The sequence below is a fragment of the Caldicellulosiruptor diazotrophicus genome (genome assembly GCF_017347585.1).
GTDB lineage: Bacteria > Bacillota > Thermoanaerobacteria > Caldicellulosiruptorales > Caldicellulosiruptoraceae > Caldicellulosiruptor > Caldicellulosiruptor diazotrophicus.
The window spans coordinates 903154-918873 of sequence record NZ_AP024480.1 but is presented as its reverse complement, the minus strand read 5'-3'; the positions used below and the strand labels follow the sequence as shown (position 1 = coordinate 918873).

Genomic DNA, 15720 nt, shown 5'->3' with positions numbered 1-15720 from the left:
CCTCATTTCTGCACGTTTGAATTTAAATTTTCGAAAAGGTAATACCTTAGAGGATATCTTTCATCATCTAAAAGATACTGCATTCCCTTTCTCTTGTTCACATTTATAATAATTGGAGCTTTGAGATTAACTCTTGTTTGCTTTACATCTTCTGGAATTACAACAATACAAAAAACTGCAACGTCTCTTTCTGATTCTATCTCAAGCTTTTTCAAAACTTCCTCGCCTATGTCAAATTCATAGTCAGGTTTTATGTCAAATGGATTAATGATGACAAATGCAACGTCTTTATCTTCGATTGACTGCAGCCACAAAAATGGACTGCCTTCTTCTTTGACAATTACAAATTTTTTTAAATTCTCAAACGCAGGAATCCCCTCTTCAAAGGTTATTATATTCTCTTCATTTACTTCAAGCTCTCCAAATACCCTTGACTGGACTACTGACTTTTGAACTACCATTTTTTATTCTCCCTTTTCATATTTTTAAATAATCCACAATTTCCTTTAGAACTTTCTTAATCTCATTTAAATCATTCTTCAAGATGTCATATACAACATTTAAATCTAATTGGGCATATTCATAAACAATTGCATTTCTCAAATCAATCATTTTCTTTATAAAGATGGAAGAAGCATCCGAAATAACCTTCTCGTTAGCTAAAATTTCAGGAATATCTTCAAAATTCTCAGGCACTTCAAATTGTTTCTCAGCAATTATGTGATTGCACAGGCTTATTAGATTTTGAGCTATCAAAAACAAATTGTAAGCAACTACATCTTGAATATTATTATTATCTTTAAAATCTTCAAAAGTAATACTTTTAAATCTCTCTATTCTTTTCATTCTAAACATTATTTTGCTTATCTTATCTATTATAACCTCTCTTCCGTTCATACCCTCACATCAACCTTGCCCATCTCAAAATCTATATACACCTTGCCACCTTCAAAGTAAATTTGCGGGCGGCTTTTTGGGATGACATCTACGTTATAGTCATACTCAGGAAATGCTTCTTCTATGCATATGTCAATTATAGGCTGACCACCATCTTCAATTCTGGCAAGTCTGTTGCCATTTTCTGCTGTCTTTTCTATATACCTTAAAACCTGCTCATAACCTCTTTGTGCAGAGCTTCGCACAAGATAATCTGTTGAACCAAGGTTTACCTCTTCCCAGCACCTGTCTTGATTTATTCTAACTTTTATATGCTCCTGAGAAAGTTTTACCTTTACAAACTCCTGGTGAATTTGAATCCTTGCTATTTGCATTTTTAGCACTTCCTCAAACTTTTTTACCAAATGCTATTTAAAATCTTAGAAAATCCAAAAGTGTTGGTGGCAAAACTTGAGCACCTGTTTGAAGTGCTGCCCTGTAAACATTTTCTGCGGTTTTCAGCTGCATTATAATCTCTGCCATGTCAACATCCTCGTTGTTTGATAGCAATGTAGTAAAGTTCACATTGTCGTCACTGAGCCTATTTTTAATAAGCTCAAGTCTGTTCTGAAGCGCCCCAACATCACCACGCTGTGCAACAACGTTGTCTATGTGTCTGTCAATATCGCTCAAAAGAGAGTTTACCGCAGTTGCATCCCCACTTTCAAGCGCATTTATAATATTATCCAAAACCTTGAAGAGATTACCTTTATTTTCATTAGTTTCGCCCTGAATGTAAAAAACCTGATTTGCTGATTTATTGACACCAATATAGTTTGTTTTCATAAGCTCAAACTGAATAATATTTTTACCAGTCGACAAATCAACAGGATACCCTCCTGTTGAATCAAAACCGTTTGTATCTGAAAAAGAACCGTCAGAATTTATCGGTGCTGTGTCTGTTTTAAAACCAGAGAAGATATACCTTCCTGCATAGTTTGTATTTCCAACCTGAATTATATGCTGTTTTATCTGAGCAACCTCTTTTGCAATCTGAGCCATATCCTCTTTTGTGTTTGTTCCGTTTGCACCGCGCACAGCAAGTTCTCTAACTCTCTGAAGGCTTTCATTGATATCCGCAAGAGCACTTTCTGTTGTGTCAACCCACGATGTTGCATCATCCACATTTTTTTGAAGCTGTTCTATTTCTGATACATCAGTTCGCAGTCTCAATGACCTTGCAGTAACTACAGGGTCATCTGATGGATAGCGAATTTTCTTGCCTGTTGCCATTTTATATTGTATGTCATCTAACTTGCTAAGATTCTTGTTTAGATTTATTAAAAAGTTGTTGACCATCATATTGTTTGTAATTCTCACGAAAGCTTCACCTCTCAAACTTCTCATTTTGTAAAAAGCCTGCTATCTTCCAACAAGACCAAGGCGATTTACTATTACATCCAACATCTCATCAAATGCATTTATCATCCTGGCAGATGCCTGAAATCCATGCTGGTACTTAATTAAATTTGTCATCTCTTCATCTATAGAAACACCTGAAACTGCCTGGCGTCTGTTGTCAAGCTGGGTAACCATAACTTTCTGGTTTTCTGCAAAGTTTTTTGCACCTTGAGAGTCAACTCCAAGGTTTGAAATTAAAGATTTTAGAAAATCTTCAAACTTTCCTTCTTTGAAAATTGAAGTGTCATTTCTTAGCTTCAACATATCAACAACAAGGTCATTTCCCCCTGGAAGATTATTTACATCATAGGTAGTTGCAATGTTATTAAGGTCATTCATAATAGCATCAGAGACTTTTATATACCTTGCATAGAAAAATGTCTGGCCAACAGGTGGTTCGAAAAAGTTTATACCTGTATTTTGTCCGTTTAGTGACCAGCCCTGTGTGTGAAGTTCATTGAATTTTTCAATAAGCTTTTGTGCAAATTCATTAAGTCTGTTCAAATAATAAGGAATACCTGTAAAAGAATTTTTATTTGGAACATCAACTGGTTGACCATTTACAACTATATCTTCATTCAGCCCACCGACGCCATCTCTCATATCCAAAAGTCCTTTTAACTCACCTGACTTTATATTCAAAACCTGCCCAGTGTCTTTCCACATAACAACAAAAAGCCCTGGAACATCGTAAAGATTTTGCTGTGATAGCGGGTCGTCAGAGTTAAATCCTGTTGGCAGACCATTTGAGTCAAACCCACTTTTTCTCATAATTTTTGATTTGTCTGTCTCAAGCTCATAGACTGTAAAGTGATTTACAAGGATCTCTCCTCCAGCTATCTGCACAATGAACCTGCCATCTTTATCTTCATAAGCAGTTGTATCAATAATCTTTGAAAGCTTGTCAACAAGAAGATTTCTCTGATCGCGAAGGTCATTTGCCTTTTCGCCTCGAAGCTCTAAAATGAATATCTGTTGGTTCAAATCTGCAATCTGTGATGCTATGCTGTTTATTTCTAAAATTTTATCATATACCTGGTCATTTAGCTCGCTTTGCAAATCTTCAAGCTGTTTGTACATCTTATGTATTGCATCAGTTAAAGCTTGAGCTCTCTGGCGAACAAGCGCACGAACTGTTAAACTCTCTGGATTTTTTGAAAGCTCTTGCAAACTTGAAAAAAATTGGTCTATGACAGAAGAAAGTCCAGTATCGCTGGGTTCATTGAAAATAGACTCTATAAAATTAAGATTATCAGCTTTTATTTCATACTCTCCCTGGCGTGAATATTCGTTTCTATATTGAACATCCAAAAACATATCTCGTATCTGTTCAAGGCTTTGCACATCAGCACCCATGCCAACTTGAAATTTTGGGCTGTAAAAACCAACCTTACTGGATGGCGGATTAGACTTTACATTTAAAACCTGCCTTGTATACCCTGGCGTTGAAGCATTAGCAACGTTGTGCGATGTCACCTCTAACCCTTTTCTGTTGACAAATATACCTGTTCTTGCAATCTCAAGCCCGTAAAACGACATTCCATTTCAACCCCTTTTTTTACAGCTTAACATCAAAAAGGTTTTTCTTTTGTGCCCCAGTCTGTCCATCCTTTTGATATGTAGTGTTGTCCGAAAAATGCGATGAAATTATGTTTGTCATAAAATCTATATACTCAAGCGCACTTGAAACTAATGAAGCGTTGAGGTCATTTGCTTTTTTAAGTTTAAAAATAATTTCACCAAGTTTTACTCTCAAATCATTTATCCTTTGCCATTCATCAGGTGTGGCAATACACACAAGATCATTTAGATTGGTAATAGCAATATTTTTTTCTTTTGACAAAGCATTCAAGATTTCTTGTCTTTCACTTTCAAGTTTGTCGATTATTTCTGACTCTTTTCTCTCTTGACTTGAAACGTTAATAAGTCCTGAGAGATTGTTTTCCACAATGTATTTTGTTTTTTCATTGCTGAGGTTCAAAATCCTCTCAAATACTTTATACTCTTCTTCTAAAAGCTTGATTATTCCCTCTATATAATTCATTTTATTGCTTCCTTTCTAAAACTTATTTATATTTATACTTTCAAAATAAACATTAAGGCTGCTATTAATCTAAAAGCAGCCAAAATTTACTCATTCTTTTCTTGAAGCTTTGTATTCTCTTATCAGCTTTTCAACAACATCCCTGCCAGATACATTGTATGTGCCAGAGTCAATCTTCTTTTTTATTTCATCTACCTTCTCTTCACGAACATCAGGTGTGAGCTTTATAGCATTCAAAACTGCCTGAAAATCTCTTGCCTCACTTGATATTTCAACCTTATCAGTAGAAGTAACTTCCTGTTTCTTTTCAACTCTTGTAACCTTTGCTGTTTGAGTATAGATTTGGAATATTCTTATCCTGTCTTCTATCCTCATTCTTACATCCCTACCTCAAGTTTAACTTTCGAAGCTTCTCCTACAGTTATTATCGTGAGAAAATTCAAAAAAGTTTAATTAATTTTTTACTTATTCTCGTCTTCCTTTAAATCCTTCGAAAGATACCTGTACCCCGCTTCCTTTCTTTTAGCAAACTCCTCATTTTTCTTTTTAGTCTCTTGAAGTTTTTTGTCGTCAAGATAACTCAAAAATCTTGTTCCAACCTCTTTTTTGCACTCATCACAAAGTCTTCCTGTTTTAATTGCCTTTCCACATCTTTCACACTCTAAAATGATATTGCTCTCACCAACAATTTCAAGCCTTTCTTCCTTTAAAAACCTCAAAATCTTTTCAGGTGACACACCTGTTGCGTTTGATACTTCTGGTAATGTCGCACCAGGATGGTCATAAAGATACTCTTTCACTTTTTTGAAATCCTCTTCTTCCTCTTTTCTACACTGAGGACAAATAGGACTTCCGTCATAAAGATAAATTTTCCCGCATCTTCGACAGTTTCTGACATCCATGTCTTTAAAACCCCCTTTTAAAATTTTAAATTGGAACTTTCCCGTGCAAGCTTTGTTATCGCAAGAACAGAGACAAAAACACATTTTGCCCCATTTTCAAGTATAACTTTTGAACACTCATTTGCCGTTGCACCTGTTGTGAAGATGTCGTCAACAAGAATGACCTTTTTGCCTTTTATAATATTTTCATACCCTTTTTTAAGCTTAATTTTACCCTTTATCTCTCTTTGCCTTTCTTGTCGTGAGAGATTATAAAAAGGTTTTGTAAAACCTACTCTTGCAAGAAGGTCAACCGTGGGAATTTTAAGTATCTTCCCAATATTTTTTGCAAGCAAAGAGGAATGGTTAAAACCCCTTAGCAAATACCTTTCATAGCTTGTTGGAACAAAGGTTATTATATTAGCATCTATATCTGCTTCAAGAATCTTTTTAGCCATAAGCCTTGAGAAGGTTATTGCATTTTGATAAAAACCTCTGTACTTGAAAAGATGAACGCCTCTTCGAACTACCCCTTCATAATAGAATACTGGAAAAACTTTTTCAAATGCAAAGTCTTCTCTCAAGCAAGAAGCACAATATGGCAAAGCAGTATCGCCAATAGGTATTCCGCATTTTTGACACGTATTGCCTGAAATAAACCTTATATTTTTCTTGCAATCATCGCACGGGCTTTCGCCAAGTCTGCCGCAAAACGCACATCTCGATGGAAAGAAAAATTCAATTAGTTTTTCCATTGGAATTTTTAAATATTAAACAGGTAATTTTACTTATATTAAATCATAAAAGGGAAAAAATTTCTATATAAAAATAAAAGACACGCTTCCCAAGTCACAGCGTGTCAAACAAACTCCCTCTTTATCCTCTCTAAAGCTCTTTTTTCAATCCTTGATACATGCACCTGGGAGATATTGAGCTGTTTTGCAATTTCAGATTGTGTTTTGTTTTTAAAGTAGCGCATAAATATTATGTAGCGTTCCCGTCCTTTTAATTTTTTAAGCCCTTCTTTTAGTGCCATCAAATCCAAAAGTTTTGTCGAATAATCTTCTTCATCAGATGCTATGTCCATCAGCGTGATAGGTTTTCCCTCTTCCTGATTTATAACTTCACTTAGCGATGCAACCTCAGATGAGGCATCCATACAAAGCAAAATCTCATCGTTTGAAAGTCCTGTGAGATTTGAAATTTCTGAAATTGTTGGTTCTCTACCATGGTCTGATATAAATTGGTTTCTTATTCTTTTTATCCTACTCTGATTTTCTTTTATCTTACGAGAAACCTTTATCTTGCCATCATCGCGCAGATATCTTTTTATCTCACCAATTATCATAGGAACAGCATATGTTGAAAACCTGACATTAAACGACGGGTCAAACCTATCAACAGCTTTAATAAGCCCTATTGTACCTATCTGAAATAAATCCTCAAGTTCTACTCCTTTTGTAGCAAACTTTTTTACAACACTCCACACAAGAGCAAGATTATTTTCTATCAGCTGCTGGCGTGCAAGTTTATCGCCGTTTTTAGCCTTACTTATCAATTCCTCTTGAGAAGCTTTGCTCAACTTTCTGCACCCTCGCTCTTTCGTTTTTTGATAGCTTTAAGCATCTTTACACATGTGCCTTTGCCAACCTCTGATAAAACCTCAAGCTTATCCATAAAAGTTTCCATCACTGTAAATCCCATACCAGAGCGCTCCTGGTCAGGCTTTGTGGTAAAGAGTGGTTGTCGTGCAAGCTCAACATCTTCAATGCCTTTACCAAAGTCAATTACTTCAATCTCTACAATATAATTTTCATAAATCTTTCCTTTTATTATTATTTCCCCAATTTTATCCTCGTATGCATGAATTATTGAATTTGTTACAGCTTCAGAGACAGCAGTTTTAATCTCCGTTATTTCGTCCATTGTTGGGTCAAGCTGAGCAACAAACGCAGCAACAGCAACTCTTGCAAATGCTTCGTTTTGGGCTTTTGATGGAATCTTAAGTTCCATATAATTTAAAACCTTCATTTTTGAAAATTCACATCCTTTCGATTCAATCAGAATTAACTTAATGCTTCTTCAATAGTTTTATATTTTTTTATTAGCTTTTCTATTCCACAAGTCGAAAGAAGTTTGTTTATATAATTAGAGTTGCAAACAAGAACCAAATCCTTCGCAAATGCCTTTGCTGTTTTGAACCTTCCTACCAGAAAGCCAACACCTGATGAGTCCATAAATGAAAGCTCTGATATATCTATGACAACCTTTTGGACTTCTGGACTTACAATTTTCATATCAAATCTGAGCCTGTATTTATCTGCGTTGTATTGGTCAAGCTCACCTTTTATCTTTAAAATTAGTATCCCCTCTATAACAATTGCTTCAAAATCCATTTTTTCTGGCACCTCAACTTGAAAGTTATATTATTTCTAATTCTATATTACCCTAAAAAACCCTTCAGTATTTTATGTAATATTTTGTCGAAATAGAATATTTTGTTTTTAAGTGACAAACAAAAACCCTCAACAGCATTTTTGCCGTTGAGGGTGTTATATTCATTTTGGAGCGGGTGATGGGAATCGAACCCACGCTGCCAGCTTGGAAGGCTGGTGTTCTACCATTGAACTACACCCGCTCGTTTTTCCTCTTTGCACATTGAATATTATAATACCTTATCTTGATGTTGTCAATAGGTATTTGGGCGGAAAAAATCAGAAAGATATAAGAGTTTTGAGAATCTCATACAACACAGCTACACTTTCGCGCACAAAACCATAGTATTCTTCATGCAAATATTGCTCTACGTATACACCCGAAAAAGAAGCATTTATTTTTAGTTTTCTGGCAACCAAACATGCTCTTTCTAAGTGAAACATGTTTGAAACAATTACAGCACTTTTAAAACCATTTTTATTCATAATTCTTTTTGCATGGAGAAGATTTTCATATGTGGAAAAAGATTTATCTTCCTTCAAAACAAAATCAGACAAAACTCCCCTTTCCACAAGATACCTCTTGCCTGCCTCAGCTTCAGAAATGTTTTCACCCGGCCCTTTTGCACCACAGACAATTATGTATCTTGCATAACCTTTTTTATAAAGCTCAAAAGCTCTGTCAAGCCTTTCTCGAAAAAACGGACTTGGAAAATCACCATAAACTGCACAGCCCAAAACAATTATACAGTCTGATTTTTTAGGCTTTGCAGAAATGCCAAAAAAAATTATTGATGCTTCAGTAACTGCAAATATCAAAATAACAGTAGCCAAAGTGTAAAGTGAAATTTTTAAAAACTTTCTCATTTAAAGTACTCCCCGTTACATTCTTTAAATTTTCCTTTATGTTCTATTAAAGTTTTCATTTGATATTTTCATTTTACAAAATATATGCTATAATACATTTTGCAAAAAGTAAATAGTCAATTGGTGGGGATATAGCTCAGTTGGTTAGAGCGCTTGCTTGACATGCAAGAGGTCATAGGTTCGAGTCCTATTATCCCCACCATTTATTTTTGTCAGTAAACAACATCCACAAGGTAAAGCCCCCAGGGTGGCAAGGTCTTTCCTGCCTTGGTTCTGTCTTTGCTCTCTATTATAAGCGGAATATCCATTGGTTTTAATTTTCCTGCTCCCACATCCAAGATTGTTCCTGCGATAATCCTTGCCATGTTGTAAAGAAAGCCATTGGCTGTTATATATATTGCAATGCACTCATTTTCAAAGGCCAAATATGCATTGTATACACGCCTTATGGTTGTCTTTGCTTCAGAATCAGCAGAACAAAAACTTTTAAAGTCATACTCCCCTATAAAGTATTCACATGATCTTTGCATGGCATCAACATCAAGCTGGTATGGATAATAATATGCATAGTTTCTCAAAAGCGCAGGACGGCTTTTTTTGTTATAAATAAGATACTTATAAGTCTTCTGCTTTGCACTGTATCGCGCAGAAAAATCTAAAGGCACCTCAACCGCGTCTTTTATAGATATATCGCCAGGCAGTACAGAATTTAAGGCAAACGGAAACTTGTCTGTTGGAATTTTGCAGCTTGTTTTGAAATTAGCTTTTTGATTTAAAGCATGAACGCCCCTGTCTGTTCTTCCAGAACCAATCAAGTTTACCTCTTCACCCGTCAAATTTTTTATAGCTTCTTCGATTGTTCCCTGAATGGTTTTTTTATTGGGCTGTTTTTGCCACCCAAAATATCCTGTGCCATCATATTCTATAGTCAAGAGAATGTTTCTCAAGTTTTTCACCTCACAACAATCGCAAGTATGATTAAAATCCCACATACAACAATCGAAATATAGTCAGGAATTCCAAACTCAAGTTTTTTAAGCTTTGTACGACCTTCTGAGCCTCTGTAGCAGCGCGCTTCCATCGCAATTGCAAGCTCATCTGCTCTTTTGAAAGCTGAAATAAAAAGTGGAATCAAAAGCGGCAAAAGTGATTTTGCTTTTTTTATTAATCCCCCTGTTTCAAAATCAGCACCCCTTGACATTTGAGCCTTCATAATCTTGTCTGCCTCTTCGTAGATGGTTGGTATAAACCTTAAGGCAATTGACATCATCATAGAGATTTCATGAACAGGAAATTTCACCTTTTTTAGAGGTTTTAATAACACTTCCAGAGCATCTGTTATTTCAATCGGCGATGTTGTGAGAGTAAGAAGGCTTGTTGCAAAAATGAGCAGCAAAAGTCGAATTACTAAAAAAATAGAAAGTACAATACCTCTGTCGGTTATAACAAGCCCTAATATCTTTATCACTAGTTTTCCTTGAGTCATAAAAAGATTAAAAACTACTGTTATAAGGATTAATATAAATACAGGTTTTGTTCCGCGCAAAAGTATAATCGGATTTACTTTTGAGAGCAAAATCCATAGAAGCATTAAGGCAAACAAAAATATATAACCATAAAAGCTGTTTACCACAAATATTGAAATACAAAAAAAGAACAGAGCTATTATCTTTGTCCTTGGGTCAAGCCTGTGCACAAATGAATCTTTTTTTATATACTGACCAATTACAAAGTCAACCATTATATCATTTCACCTTCTCTTTTGAATGCAATATTTTTTACAATCATATCAGCAACCTTTTCGATACTATATTCAAACCTGTCAATCTTAAAACCTTTAAGTTTTAACCTGTGCTGAAGATAAAGAATGTCAGGTGGCAACAGTCCGCTTTTTTCAAGAAGATTTACATTTTCAAAAGCCTGATGTTTGGATCCGTCAAAATGGATTTTGCCTTTGTTCAGGATTATGACCCTATCACAGAGCATTGCAACATCTTCTAAGCTGTGAGAGATTAAAATTATGGTCTTTTTGGCTTCTTTGTGAAGTCTTTCTATGATACTAAAAATCCTCTTTCGGCCACGCATATCAAGCCCGGCTGTTGGTTCATCAAGAATTATACATTCTGGGTCCATTGCCAGTATACCTGCTATTGCAACCCTTCGTTTCTGCCCACCAGAAAGCTCAAACGGCGATTTTTCTAAAAGTTGCTGAGGTATCTCTAAAAGCTCGCATACCTCTTTTACCCTTCTTTTTACTTCATCCTCAGAAAATCCAAGGTTTTGAGGACCAAACGCTATGTCTTTGTAAACTGTCTCTTCAAACAACTGATATTCAGGGTATTGAAACACAAGTCCTACTCTTTTTCGAATCTCCTTTGCCCTTTTTTTATCCTTTGTATTTATACCATCAACAACAACATCACCTATCTGCGGCACCAAAAGCCCGTTCATTAGCTGAACCAAAGTTGATTTGCCTGAACCAGTTTTGCCGATAATCCCAATAAACTCTCCATTTGTTATTGAAAGGTTTATATTTTCAAGCGCCTTTTTTTCAAATGGTGTTTTGTAGCCATATATGAACTCTACATTTTTCATTTCAATGAACATAAAAACCTCTCCATTTCATCAACCGACCAGATTTCCTTATCAATCTTTACACCTCTTTTTTTAAGCTCAATTGAGAGCTTTAAAATTTGTGGCATGTCAAAGCCCATCTCATAAAACCAGTCAAGCTTTAAAAGCTCAATCGAAGGTCCATCAAACTTTATATATCCTTTATCCAGCACAATGCTTCTTTGGCTCAAGAGCATCTCGTCGATATTGTGTGTAACCAAAACAATAGTCTTTTTCTCTTCTTTGTTCAATCTTTCTACAGTGGCTATAACCTCTTTCCTTCCTTTTGGGTCAAGCATAGAGGTTGGTTCATCCAATATGATACACTCTGGTTTCATCGCCAGAACACCAGCAATCGCAACCCTTTGTTTTTGTCCACCAGACAGTTTGTACGTAGCATGGTTTTTATATTCCATCATCTCAACAGCCAAAAGTGCGCTATCAACAGCTTTTCTTATCTTTTCTCTCGGCATTCCTAAGTTTTCAGGTCCAAACGCAACATCTTCTTCAACAATCGACGCAACAAGCTGGTTGTCAGGGTTTTGAAATATATATCCGCATTTTCTTCTGATATCCCAGACTTTTTCTGTATCTTTCGTATTCATACCATCTACAATCACATCGCCTTTTTCTGGAATTAAAAGACCGTTTATTAGTTTTGCAAGTGTTGATTTGCCAGAACCATTCAGCCCCAATATCGCAACAAATTCTCCTCTTTCTATGTTAAGATTTATATCAATCAAAGCTGGTGTTCTTGTCCCATCAGAGCTTACATATGAAAAACTCACATTTTTAAACTCTATAAAAGCGCTCATTTTACTTTTCTCCTTTTTGCCAAACTACATTCTATTATAGCAAAAATTTTTGGCCTTAAATATACATGTATTTTTGAAGTATCCCTGTATACATCGAACATATTAACGAAAAAGAGGGTATAATATATATTGGAAGGGGGGATTTGAAATGTTTTCTCCCAGGTGTGACATCTATTTTGATTACAACTTGATAAATTTAAAAGAATTCAACCTGCCAATTGATCTTGATAATCTTGAAGCAGAAGAGTTTTCAAAAATTGAGGAAACACCAAAGAAAATCAGTCGGCTTTTGAAAGAAAGTGAAAATACGGAGGTTTCTGTAAACTGAAGCGTAGCACGGTAGGAAGGTGAAAATATAAAAAGGGGATGTTTTTCGCATCCCCTTAAATTTATTTGTCTTTTAGACTTTCTGAGATTTCCTTCAAAAAATCCTCAAGTTTGTCTTTTCCTTCATCTATCTTTGTAATTATTGCGCTTCCAATGACAATACCATCTGCAAGGTCTTTAAATTTCTCAACATCTTCTTTACTCTTTATACCAAATCCAACTGCCAAAGGTGTTGAGGTAATAGTTTTTAGTTCTCTCAAGAAAGTAAAAATCCTATCATCAATCTGCCCTTTGAAACCTGTTACACCTTTTCTTGAAACACAGTACAAAAAACCTTTAGACTGCTTTGCTATCATCTTGGCTCTCTCAAGAGAAGATATTGATACAAGGTCAATATAGACAATACCAAACTTCTCAGCTACTTCTTTGAACTCAAAGCTCTCTTCAAACGAAACATCAGGAATTATAACGCCATCTATACCGCAAACTTTGCAACTTTCAAAAAATTTATCAATTCCCCTTTTGTAAACTGTGTTTGCATACAGCATTAGCACAACCGGCTTATCTTTTTTAAACTTTTCAATGCTTTCAAAAAGGTGGTTCAATTTAACACCTTCATTGAGAGCTTTCCTTGATGCTACTTGAATAATCTCTCCGTCTGCAATAGGGTCAGAAAAAGGAAAACCAATCTCTAAAATGTCTACATATGAATATACAAGCTCTATAAACCCAAGTGTTTCTTCAAAAGAGGGATATCCAAACGTAACATAGCCTATGAAGGCTTTTTTTCCCTCTTTTTTTAGCTTTTCAAATCTTTCATCTATTAAATTCATAGCTCATCATCCTTCCAAAGCTCAAGTACTGTATTTATATCCTTATCACCTCTTCCAGAAAGGTTCACAACCACAATGTCACTAGTTTTGAACAGTCCCATCTTTGCCCTTTTAATAACCTCTGCAAGGGCATGGCTCGACTCCAGCGCTGGAATTATCCCTTCAAGCCTTGTGAGCAGCAAAAATGCAGCCACAGCTTCTTTGTCAGTAGCCCCTACATACTCAACCCTTCCTGTTTCTTTCAAATATGCATGTTCAGGTCCAACCCCCGGGTAGTCAAGCCCTGCTGAAATTGAATGTGTGTTTTGAATTTGCCCTTCCTCATCCTGTAAAATATACGTCTTTGTACCATGCAATATTCCAACAGACCCGCTGCATAGCGTCGCAGCTGTTTTTCCTGTATGTATTCCCTCTCCTGCACCCTCAACGCCAATAAGCTTTACCTCATGATCTTCCAAAAACGCTGAGAAGATACCAATTGCGTTAGAACCACCACCCACACACGCAAAGATATAGTCTGGAAGTCTTCCTTCAAGCCTTTTTATCTGCTCTTTTGTCTCTTTCCCAATCACACTTTGAAAGTATTTTACAATTGTTGGGAACGGATGAGGTCCTGCAGCTGTACCAAAAAGATAAAAGGTATACTCAAACGTCTCGCTCCAGTCACGCATTGCCTCGTTTATTGCATCTTTCAAGGTCTTGCTTCCCTTGCTCACTACTCTTACCGTGCTGCCAAGCATTTTCATCCTCTGCACGTTATGAAACTGCCTTTTTGCATCTTCTTCACCCATAAATATCTCGCATTCCATTCCAAAAAGAGCAGCAACTGTAGCCGTTGCAACACCGTGCTGACCTGCTCCTGTCTCGGCAATAAGTCTTTTTTTGCCCATATGCTTTGCCAAAAGTGCCTGGCCAATGCAGTTGTTTATCTTATGTGCACCGGTATGGTTTAGGTCTTCTCTTTTGAGATATATTCTAACCCCAAGATGATTGCTCAAGTTTTTGGCAAAATAAAGTGGCGATGGTCTTCCAACATAGTTTTTGAGATAATACTCATATTCAGAGAGAAAATTTTCATCTTTCACAAGCTTGCAAAACTCTTCTTCTATCTCTAAAAGAGCTGGCATAAGAGTTTCTGGTGCATACATCCCACCAAATCTTCCAAAATATCTATCCATTTTCTATTTCACCAACCTTATATTTGTTTACCATATCAATAATCTTTTTCATCTTTGCAAAATCCTTATAACCTTCTGTCTCAATTCCTGAGCTGACATCTATACCAACTGGATTCAGATTTAGGTATTTATCTATATTTTCAGGTGTTATTCCACCTGCAATGATATAATCAAAGTCAGCAAGTTTTGCAACCTTTGTAATATCCAAACTACTGTCTTTAGGTCTGTCAAGAAGTACAAAGTCGGCTATTTCTACATAGCGTTTAGCTATTTTTATATCTTCCTGTCCTTTAACTTCAATAGCTTTTATAACCCTAAATCCAAGATTTTTCAAATGTTTTATATACTCACAATCTTCCCTGCCATGCAGCTGTACAAAGTCAAGTTGAAGCTGAGTTGCTATTTCTATAACCTCTGATATGTTCTGGTCTTTAAAAACTCCTACTGATTTTATTGAGGGACTTTTAGCCAAAATCATATCTTTTGCAATGTCTTTTTCAACTCTTCTCGGGCTTTGCGCAAATATTAAGCCTATCATATCAGGCTGAAGTTTATTGCACATCTCAACATCAACAAGCCTCTTTAGTCCACAAAACTTTACTATCATATCCTATCACCAATTATTTCAAGCGGATTTTGCGATTTCATAAAAGATGTCCCTATCAAACATCCATCAACACCGAGCGAAAAAATATAGTCAAAATCTTCTTTTGTCTTAATTCCACTTTCGCTTATCACAGCAACTTCTTTTGGAATATACTTCAAGAGTCTTTCTGTCTTTGTTATATCAATGGACAAATCATCCAGGTTTCTGTTATTGATTCCTATGAGTTTTGCACCACACTTCAGAGCTTTTTCAATTTCATATTCATTTTCAACCTCAACAAGCGGGACAATGTCAAGAATTTCTAATATTTTAATGAATATTGCAAGCTGTTTTTCTGACAAAGCTTTTGTGATAAGCAAAGCTGCGTCTGCGCCTATCATCTTTGTCTGATAAAGTTGCCAGATATCAATGATAAAGTCTTTTCTTAGCACGGGCAGAGATACCTCTTTTTTTACTTCCATCAAATCTTGTTCCGAACCCTTGAAAAAAAACCTTTCAGTCAAAACTGATATAGCAAAAAACCCTAAATCTTCATACATCTTTGCTATTGCTTTTACATTGGCATCCTCTGATATTACGCCTTCCGATGGTGATGCCCGTTTTATTTCTCCAATTATACAAAATTTTTCTTTTTTAAATATTCTTTTAAACTTATTCTCTAAATAGCCATCTTTAATCTTCTCAACTGCAAGTCTCTTCATCTTCTCAACAGGTATGAGATTTTTACATTTTTCAACCTCTTCCTTTTTATAACTTAAAATGCGCTCAAGCACACTCATTTTA

General features: G+C 35.7%; 22 protein-coding genes and 2 tRNA genes. 2 read left to right on the top strand and 22 right to left on the bottom strand.

What is annotated here, in order from left to right:
• Positions 1-2: 2 nt before the first annotated feature.
• The 14 genes from fliW to CaldiYA01_RS04270 all read right to left on the bottom strand — a co-directional run bounded on the left by fliW (position 3) and on the right by CaldiYA01_RS04270 (position 8564).
• Entirely contained in the window at positions 3-461 is a 459-nt protein-coding gene (fliW, locus tag CaldiYA01_RS04335) for a flagellar assembly protein FliW (RefSeq protein WP_207181814.1), read from the bottom strand.
• A gap of 16 nt (positions 462-477) precedes the next feature.
• Positions 478-897 carry a type VII toxin-antitoxin system HepT family RNase toxin gene (gene hepT / locus CaldiYA01_RS04330; protein ID WP_207181812.1) on the bottom strand — a complete coding sequence of 140 codons (420 nt, stop codon included), beginning with the start codon at positions 895-897 and terminating at the stop codon, positions 478-480.
• A complete protein-coding gene (locus tag CaldiYA01_RS04325) occupies positions 894-1271 on the bottom strand; it encodes a DUF6470 family protein (RefSeq protein ID WP_015908100.1) in 378 nt (125 codons plus the stop codon). Before CaldiYA01_RS04325 ends, hepT begins: the two co-directional genes overlap by 4 nt.
• A 37-nt stretch (positions 1272-1308) precedes the next feature.
• Positions 1309-2256 (bottom strand): flagellar hook-associated protein FlgL, encoded by a 948-nt coding sequence (gene flgL, locus CaldiYA01_RS04320; protein WP_207182724.1) that lies wholly within the window; start codon positions 2254-2256, stop codon positions 1309-1311.
• Between the two features lie 42 nt (positions 2257-2298).
• The gene (flgK, locus tag CaldiYA01_RS04315; RefSeq protein ID WP_207181810.1) at positions 2299-3876 is read right to left on the bottom strand and encodes a flagellar hook-associated protein FlgK; all 1578 of its coding nucleotides are present in this window, start codon (positions 3874-3876) and stop codon (positions 2299-2301) included.
• A gap of 19 nt (positions 3877-3895) precedes the next feature.
• Positions 3896-4381, bottom strand: a complete 486-nt coding sequence (locus CaldiYA01_RS04310) for a flagellar protein FlgN (protein ID WP_207181808.1) — start codon at positions 4379-4381, stop codon at positions 3896-3898.
• Positions 4382-4471: 90 nt separating this feature from the next.
• The gene (flgM, locus tag CaldiYA01_RS04305) at positions 4472-4756 is read right to left on the bottom strand and encodes a flagellar biosynthesis anti-sigma factor FlgM (protein WP_207181806.1); all 285 of its coding nucleotides are present in this window, start codon (positions 4754-4756) and stop codon (positions 4472-4474) included.
• A gap of 86 nt (positions 4757-4842) precedes the next feature.
• A complete protein-coding gene (locus CaldiYA01_RS04300; protein WP_207181798.1) occupies positions 4843-5283 on the bottom strand; it encodes a TIGR03826 family flagellar region protein in 441 nt (146 codons plus the stop codon).
• A 17-nt stretch (positions 5284-5300) separates the two neighbouring features.
• Entirely contained in the window at positions 5301-6017 is a 717-nt protein-coding gene (locus CaldiYA01_RS04295) for a ComF family protein (RefSeq protein WP_207181796.1), read from the bottom strand.
• 104 nt (positions 6018-6121) lie between these two features.
• The gene (locus CaldiYA01_RS04290; RefSeq protein WP_207181794.1) at positions 6122-6844 is read right to left on the bottom strand and encodes a SigF/SigG family RNA polymerase sporulation sigma factor; all 723 of its coding nucleotides are present in this window, start codon (positions 6842-6844) and stop codon (positions 6122-6124) included.
• A complete protein-coding gene (gene spoIIAB, locus CaldiYA01_RS04285; RefSeq protein WP_207181792.1) occupies positions 6841-7293 on the bottom strand; it encodes an anti-sigma F factor in 453 nt (150 codons plus the stop codon). Before spoIIAB ends, CaldiYA01_RS04290 begins: the two co-directional genes overlap by 4 nt.
• A 35-nt stretch (positions 7294-7328) precedes the next feature.
• Positions 7329-7658: an anti-sigma factor antagonist gene (locus CaldiYA01_RS04280; RefSeq protein ID WP_207181790.1), complete on the bottom strand. Its 330-nt coding sequence runs from the start codon at positions 7656-7658 to the stop codon at positions 7329-7331.
• A gap of 168 nt (positions 7659-7826) precedes the next feature.
• A tRNA-Gly gene (locus CaldiYA01_RS04275) sits at positions 7827-7900 on the bottom strand.
• Positions 7901-7976: 76 nt separating this feature from the next.
• On the bottom strand, positions 7977-8564 hold the full coding sequence (locus tag CaldiYA01_RS04270) for a YdcF family protein (RefSeq protein WP_207181781.1): 588 nt from the start codon (positions 8562-8564) through the stop codon (positions 7977-7979).
• A gap of 125 nt (positions 8565-8689) precedes the next feature.
• On the opposite strand from CaldiYA01_RS04270, the gene CaldiYA01_RS04265 reads away from it, so the two are divergent.
• Positions 8690-8766: transfer RNA gene (locus CaldiYA01_RS04265), tRNA-Val, on the top strand.
• Between the two features lie 10 nt (positions 8767-8776).
• Here the strand turns inward: CaldiYA01_RS04265 and truA are convergent.
• From truA to CaldiYA01_RS04245, 4 genes are read right to left on the bottom strand one after another with little or no spacing between them, the layout of a single operon-like run.
• Complete coding sequence (gene truA, locus CaldiYA01_RS04260) at positions 8777-9511, bottom strand: tRNA pseudouridine(38-40) synthase TruA (RefSeq protein WP_207181779.1); 735 nt, start codon at positions 9509-9511, stop codon at positions 8777-8779.
• A 5-nt stretch (positions 9512-9516) separates the two neighbouring features.
• On the bottom strand, positions 9517-10305 hold the full coding sequence (locus tag CaldiYA01_RS04255) for an energy-coupling factor transporter transmembrane component T family protein (protein WP_207181777.1): 789 nt from the start codon (positions 10303-10305) through the stop codon (positions 9517-9519).
• Positions 10305-11171, bottom strand: a complete 867-nt coding sequence (locus tag CaldiYA01_RS04250; RefSeq protein WP_207181776.1) for an energy-coupling factor transporter ATPase — start codon at positions 11169-11171, stop codon at positions 10305-10307. The genes CaldiYA01_RS04255 and CaldiYA01_RS04250 overlap by 1 nt, the downstream gene beginning before the upstream one ends.
• Positions 11156-11992, bottom strand: a complete 837-nt coding sequence (locus tag CaldiYA01_RS04245; RefSeq protein WP_207181768.1) for an energy-coupling factor transporter ATPase — start codon at positions 11990-11992, stop codon at positions 11156-11158. The genes CaldiYA01_RS04250 and CaldiYA01_RS04245 overlap by 16 nt, the downstream gene beginning before the upstream one ends.
• A 148-nt stretch (positions 11993-12140) precedes the next feature.
• Here CaldiYA01_RS04245 and CaldiYA01_RS04240 point away from each other — a divergent pair, with 148 nt between their 5' ends.
• Positions 12141-12320, top strand: a complete 180-nt coding sequence (locus CaldiYA01_RS04240) for a hypothetical protein (RefSeq protein WP_207181759.1) — start codon at positions 12141-12143, stop codon at positions 12318-12320.
• Between the two features lie 61 nt (positions 12321-12381).
• Here CaldiYA01_RS04240 and trpA read toward each other — a convergent pair whose 3' ends face one another.
• The 4 genes from trpA to trpC are packed head-to-tail and all read right to left on the bottom strand — an operon-like array spanning position 12382 to position 15716.
• Complete coding sequence (trpA, locus tag CaldiYA01_RS04235) at positions 12382-13152, bottom strand: tryptophan synthase subunit alpha (protein ID WP_207181757.1); 771 nt, start codon at positions 13150-13152, stop codon at positions 12382-12384.
• Entirely contained in the window at positions 13149-14330 is a 1182-nt protein-coding gene (gene trpB, locus CaldiYA01_RS04230) for a tryptophan synthase subunit beta (protein WP_207181755.1), read from the bottom strand. Before trpB ends, trpA begins: the two co-directional genes overlap by 4 nt.
• Complete coding sequence (locus CaldiYA01_RS04225) at positions 14323-14937, bottom strand: phosphoribosylanthranilate isomerase (protein ID WP_207181753.1); 615 nt, start codon at positions 14935-14937, stop codon at positions 14323-14325. The genes trpB and CaldiYA01_RS04225 overlap by 8 nt, the downstream gene beginning before the upstream one ends.
• Positions 14934-15716: an indole-3-glycerol phosphate synthase TrpC gene (trpC, locus tag CaldiYA01_RS04220; protein ID WP_207181751.1), complete on the bottom strand. Its 783-nt coding sequence runs from the start codon at positions 15714-15716 to the stop codon at positions 14934-14936. Before trpC ends, CaldiYA01_RS04225 begins: the two co-directional genes overlap by 4 nt.
• Positions 15717-15720: the final 4 nt, after the last annotated feature.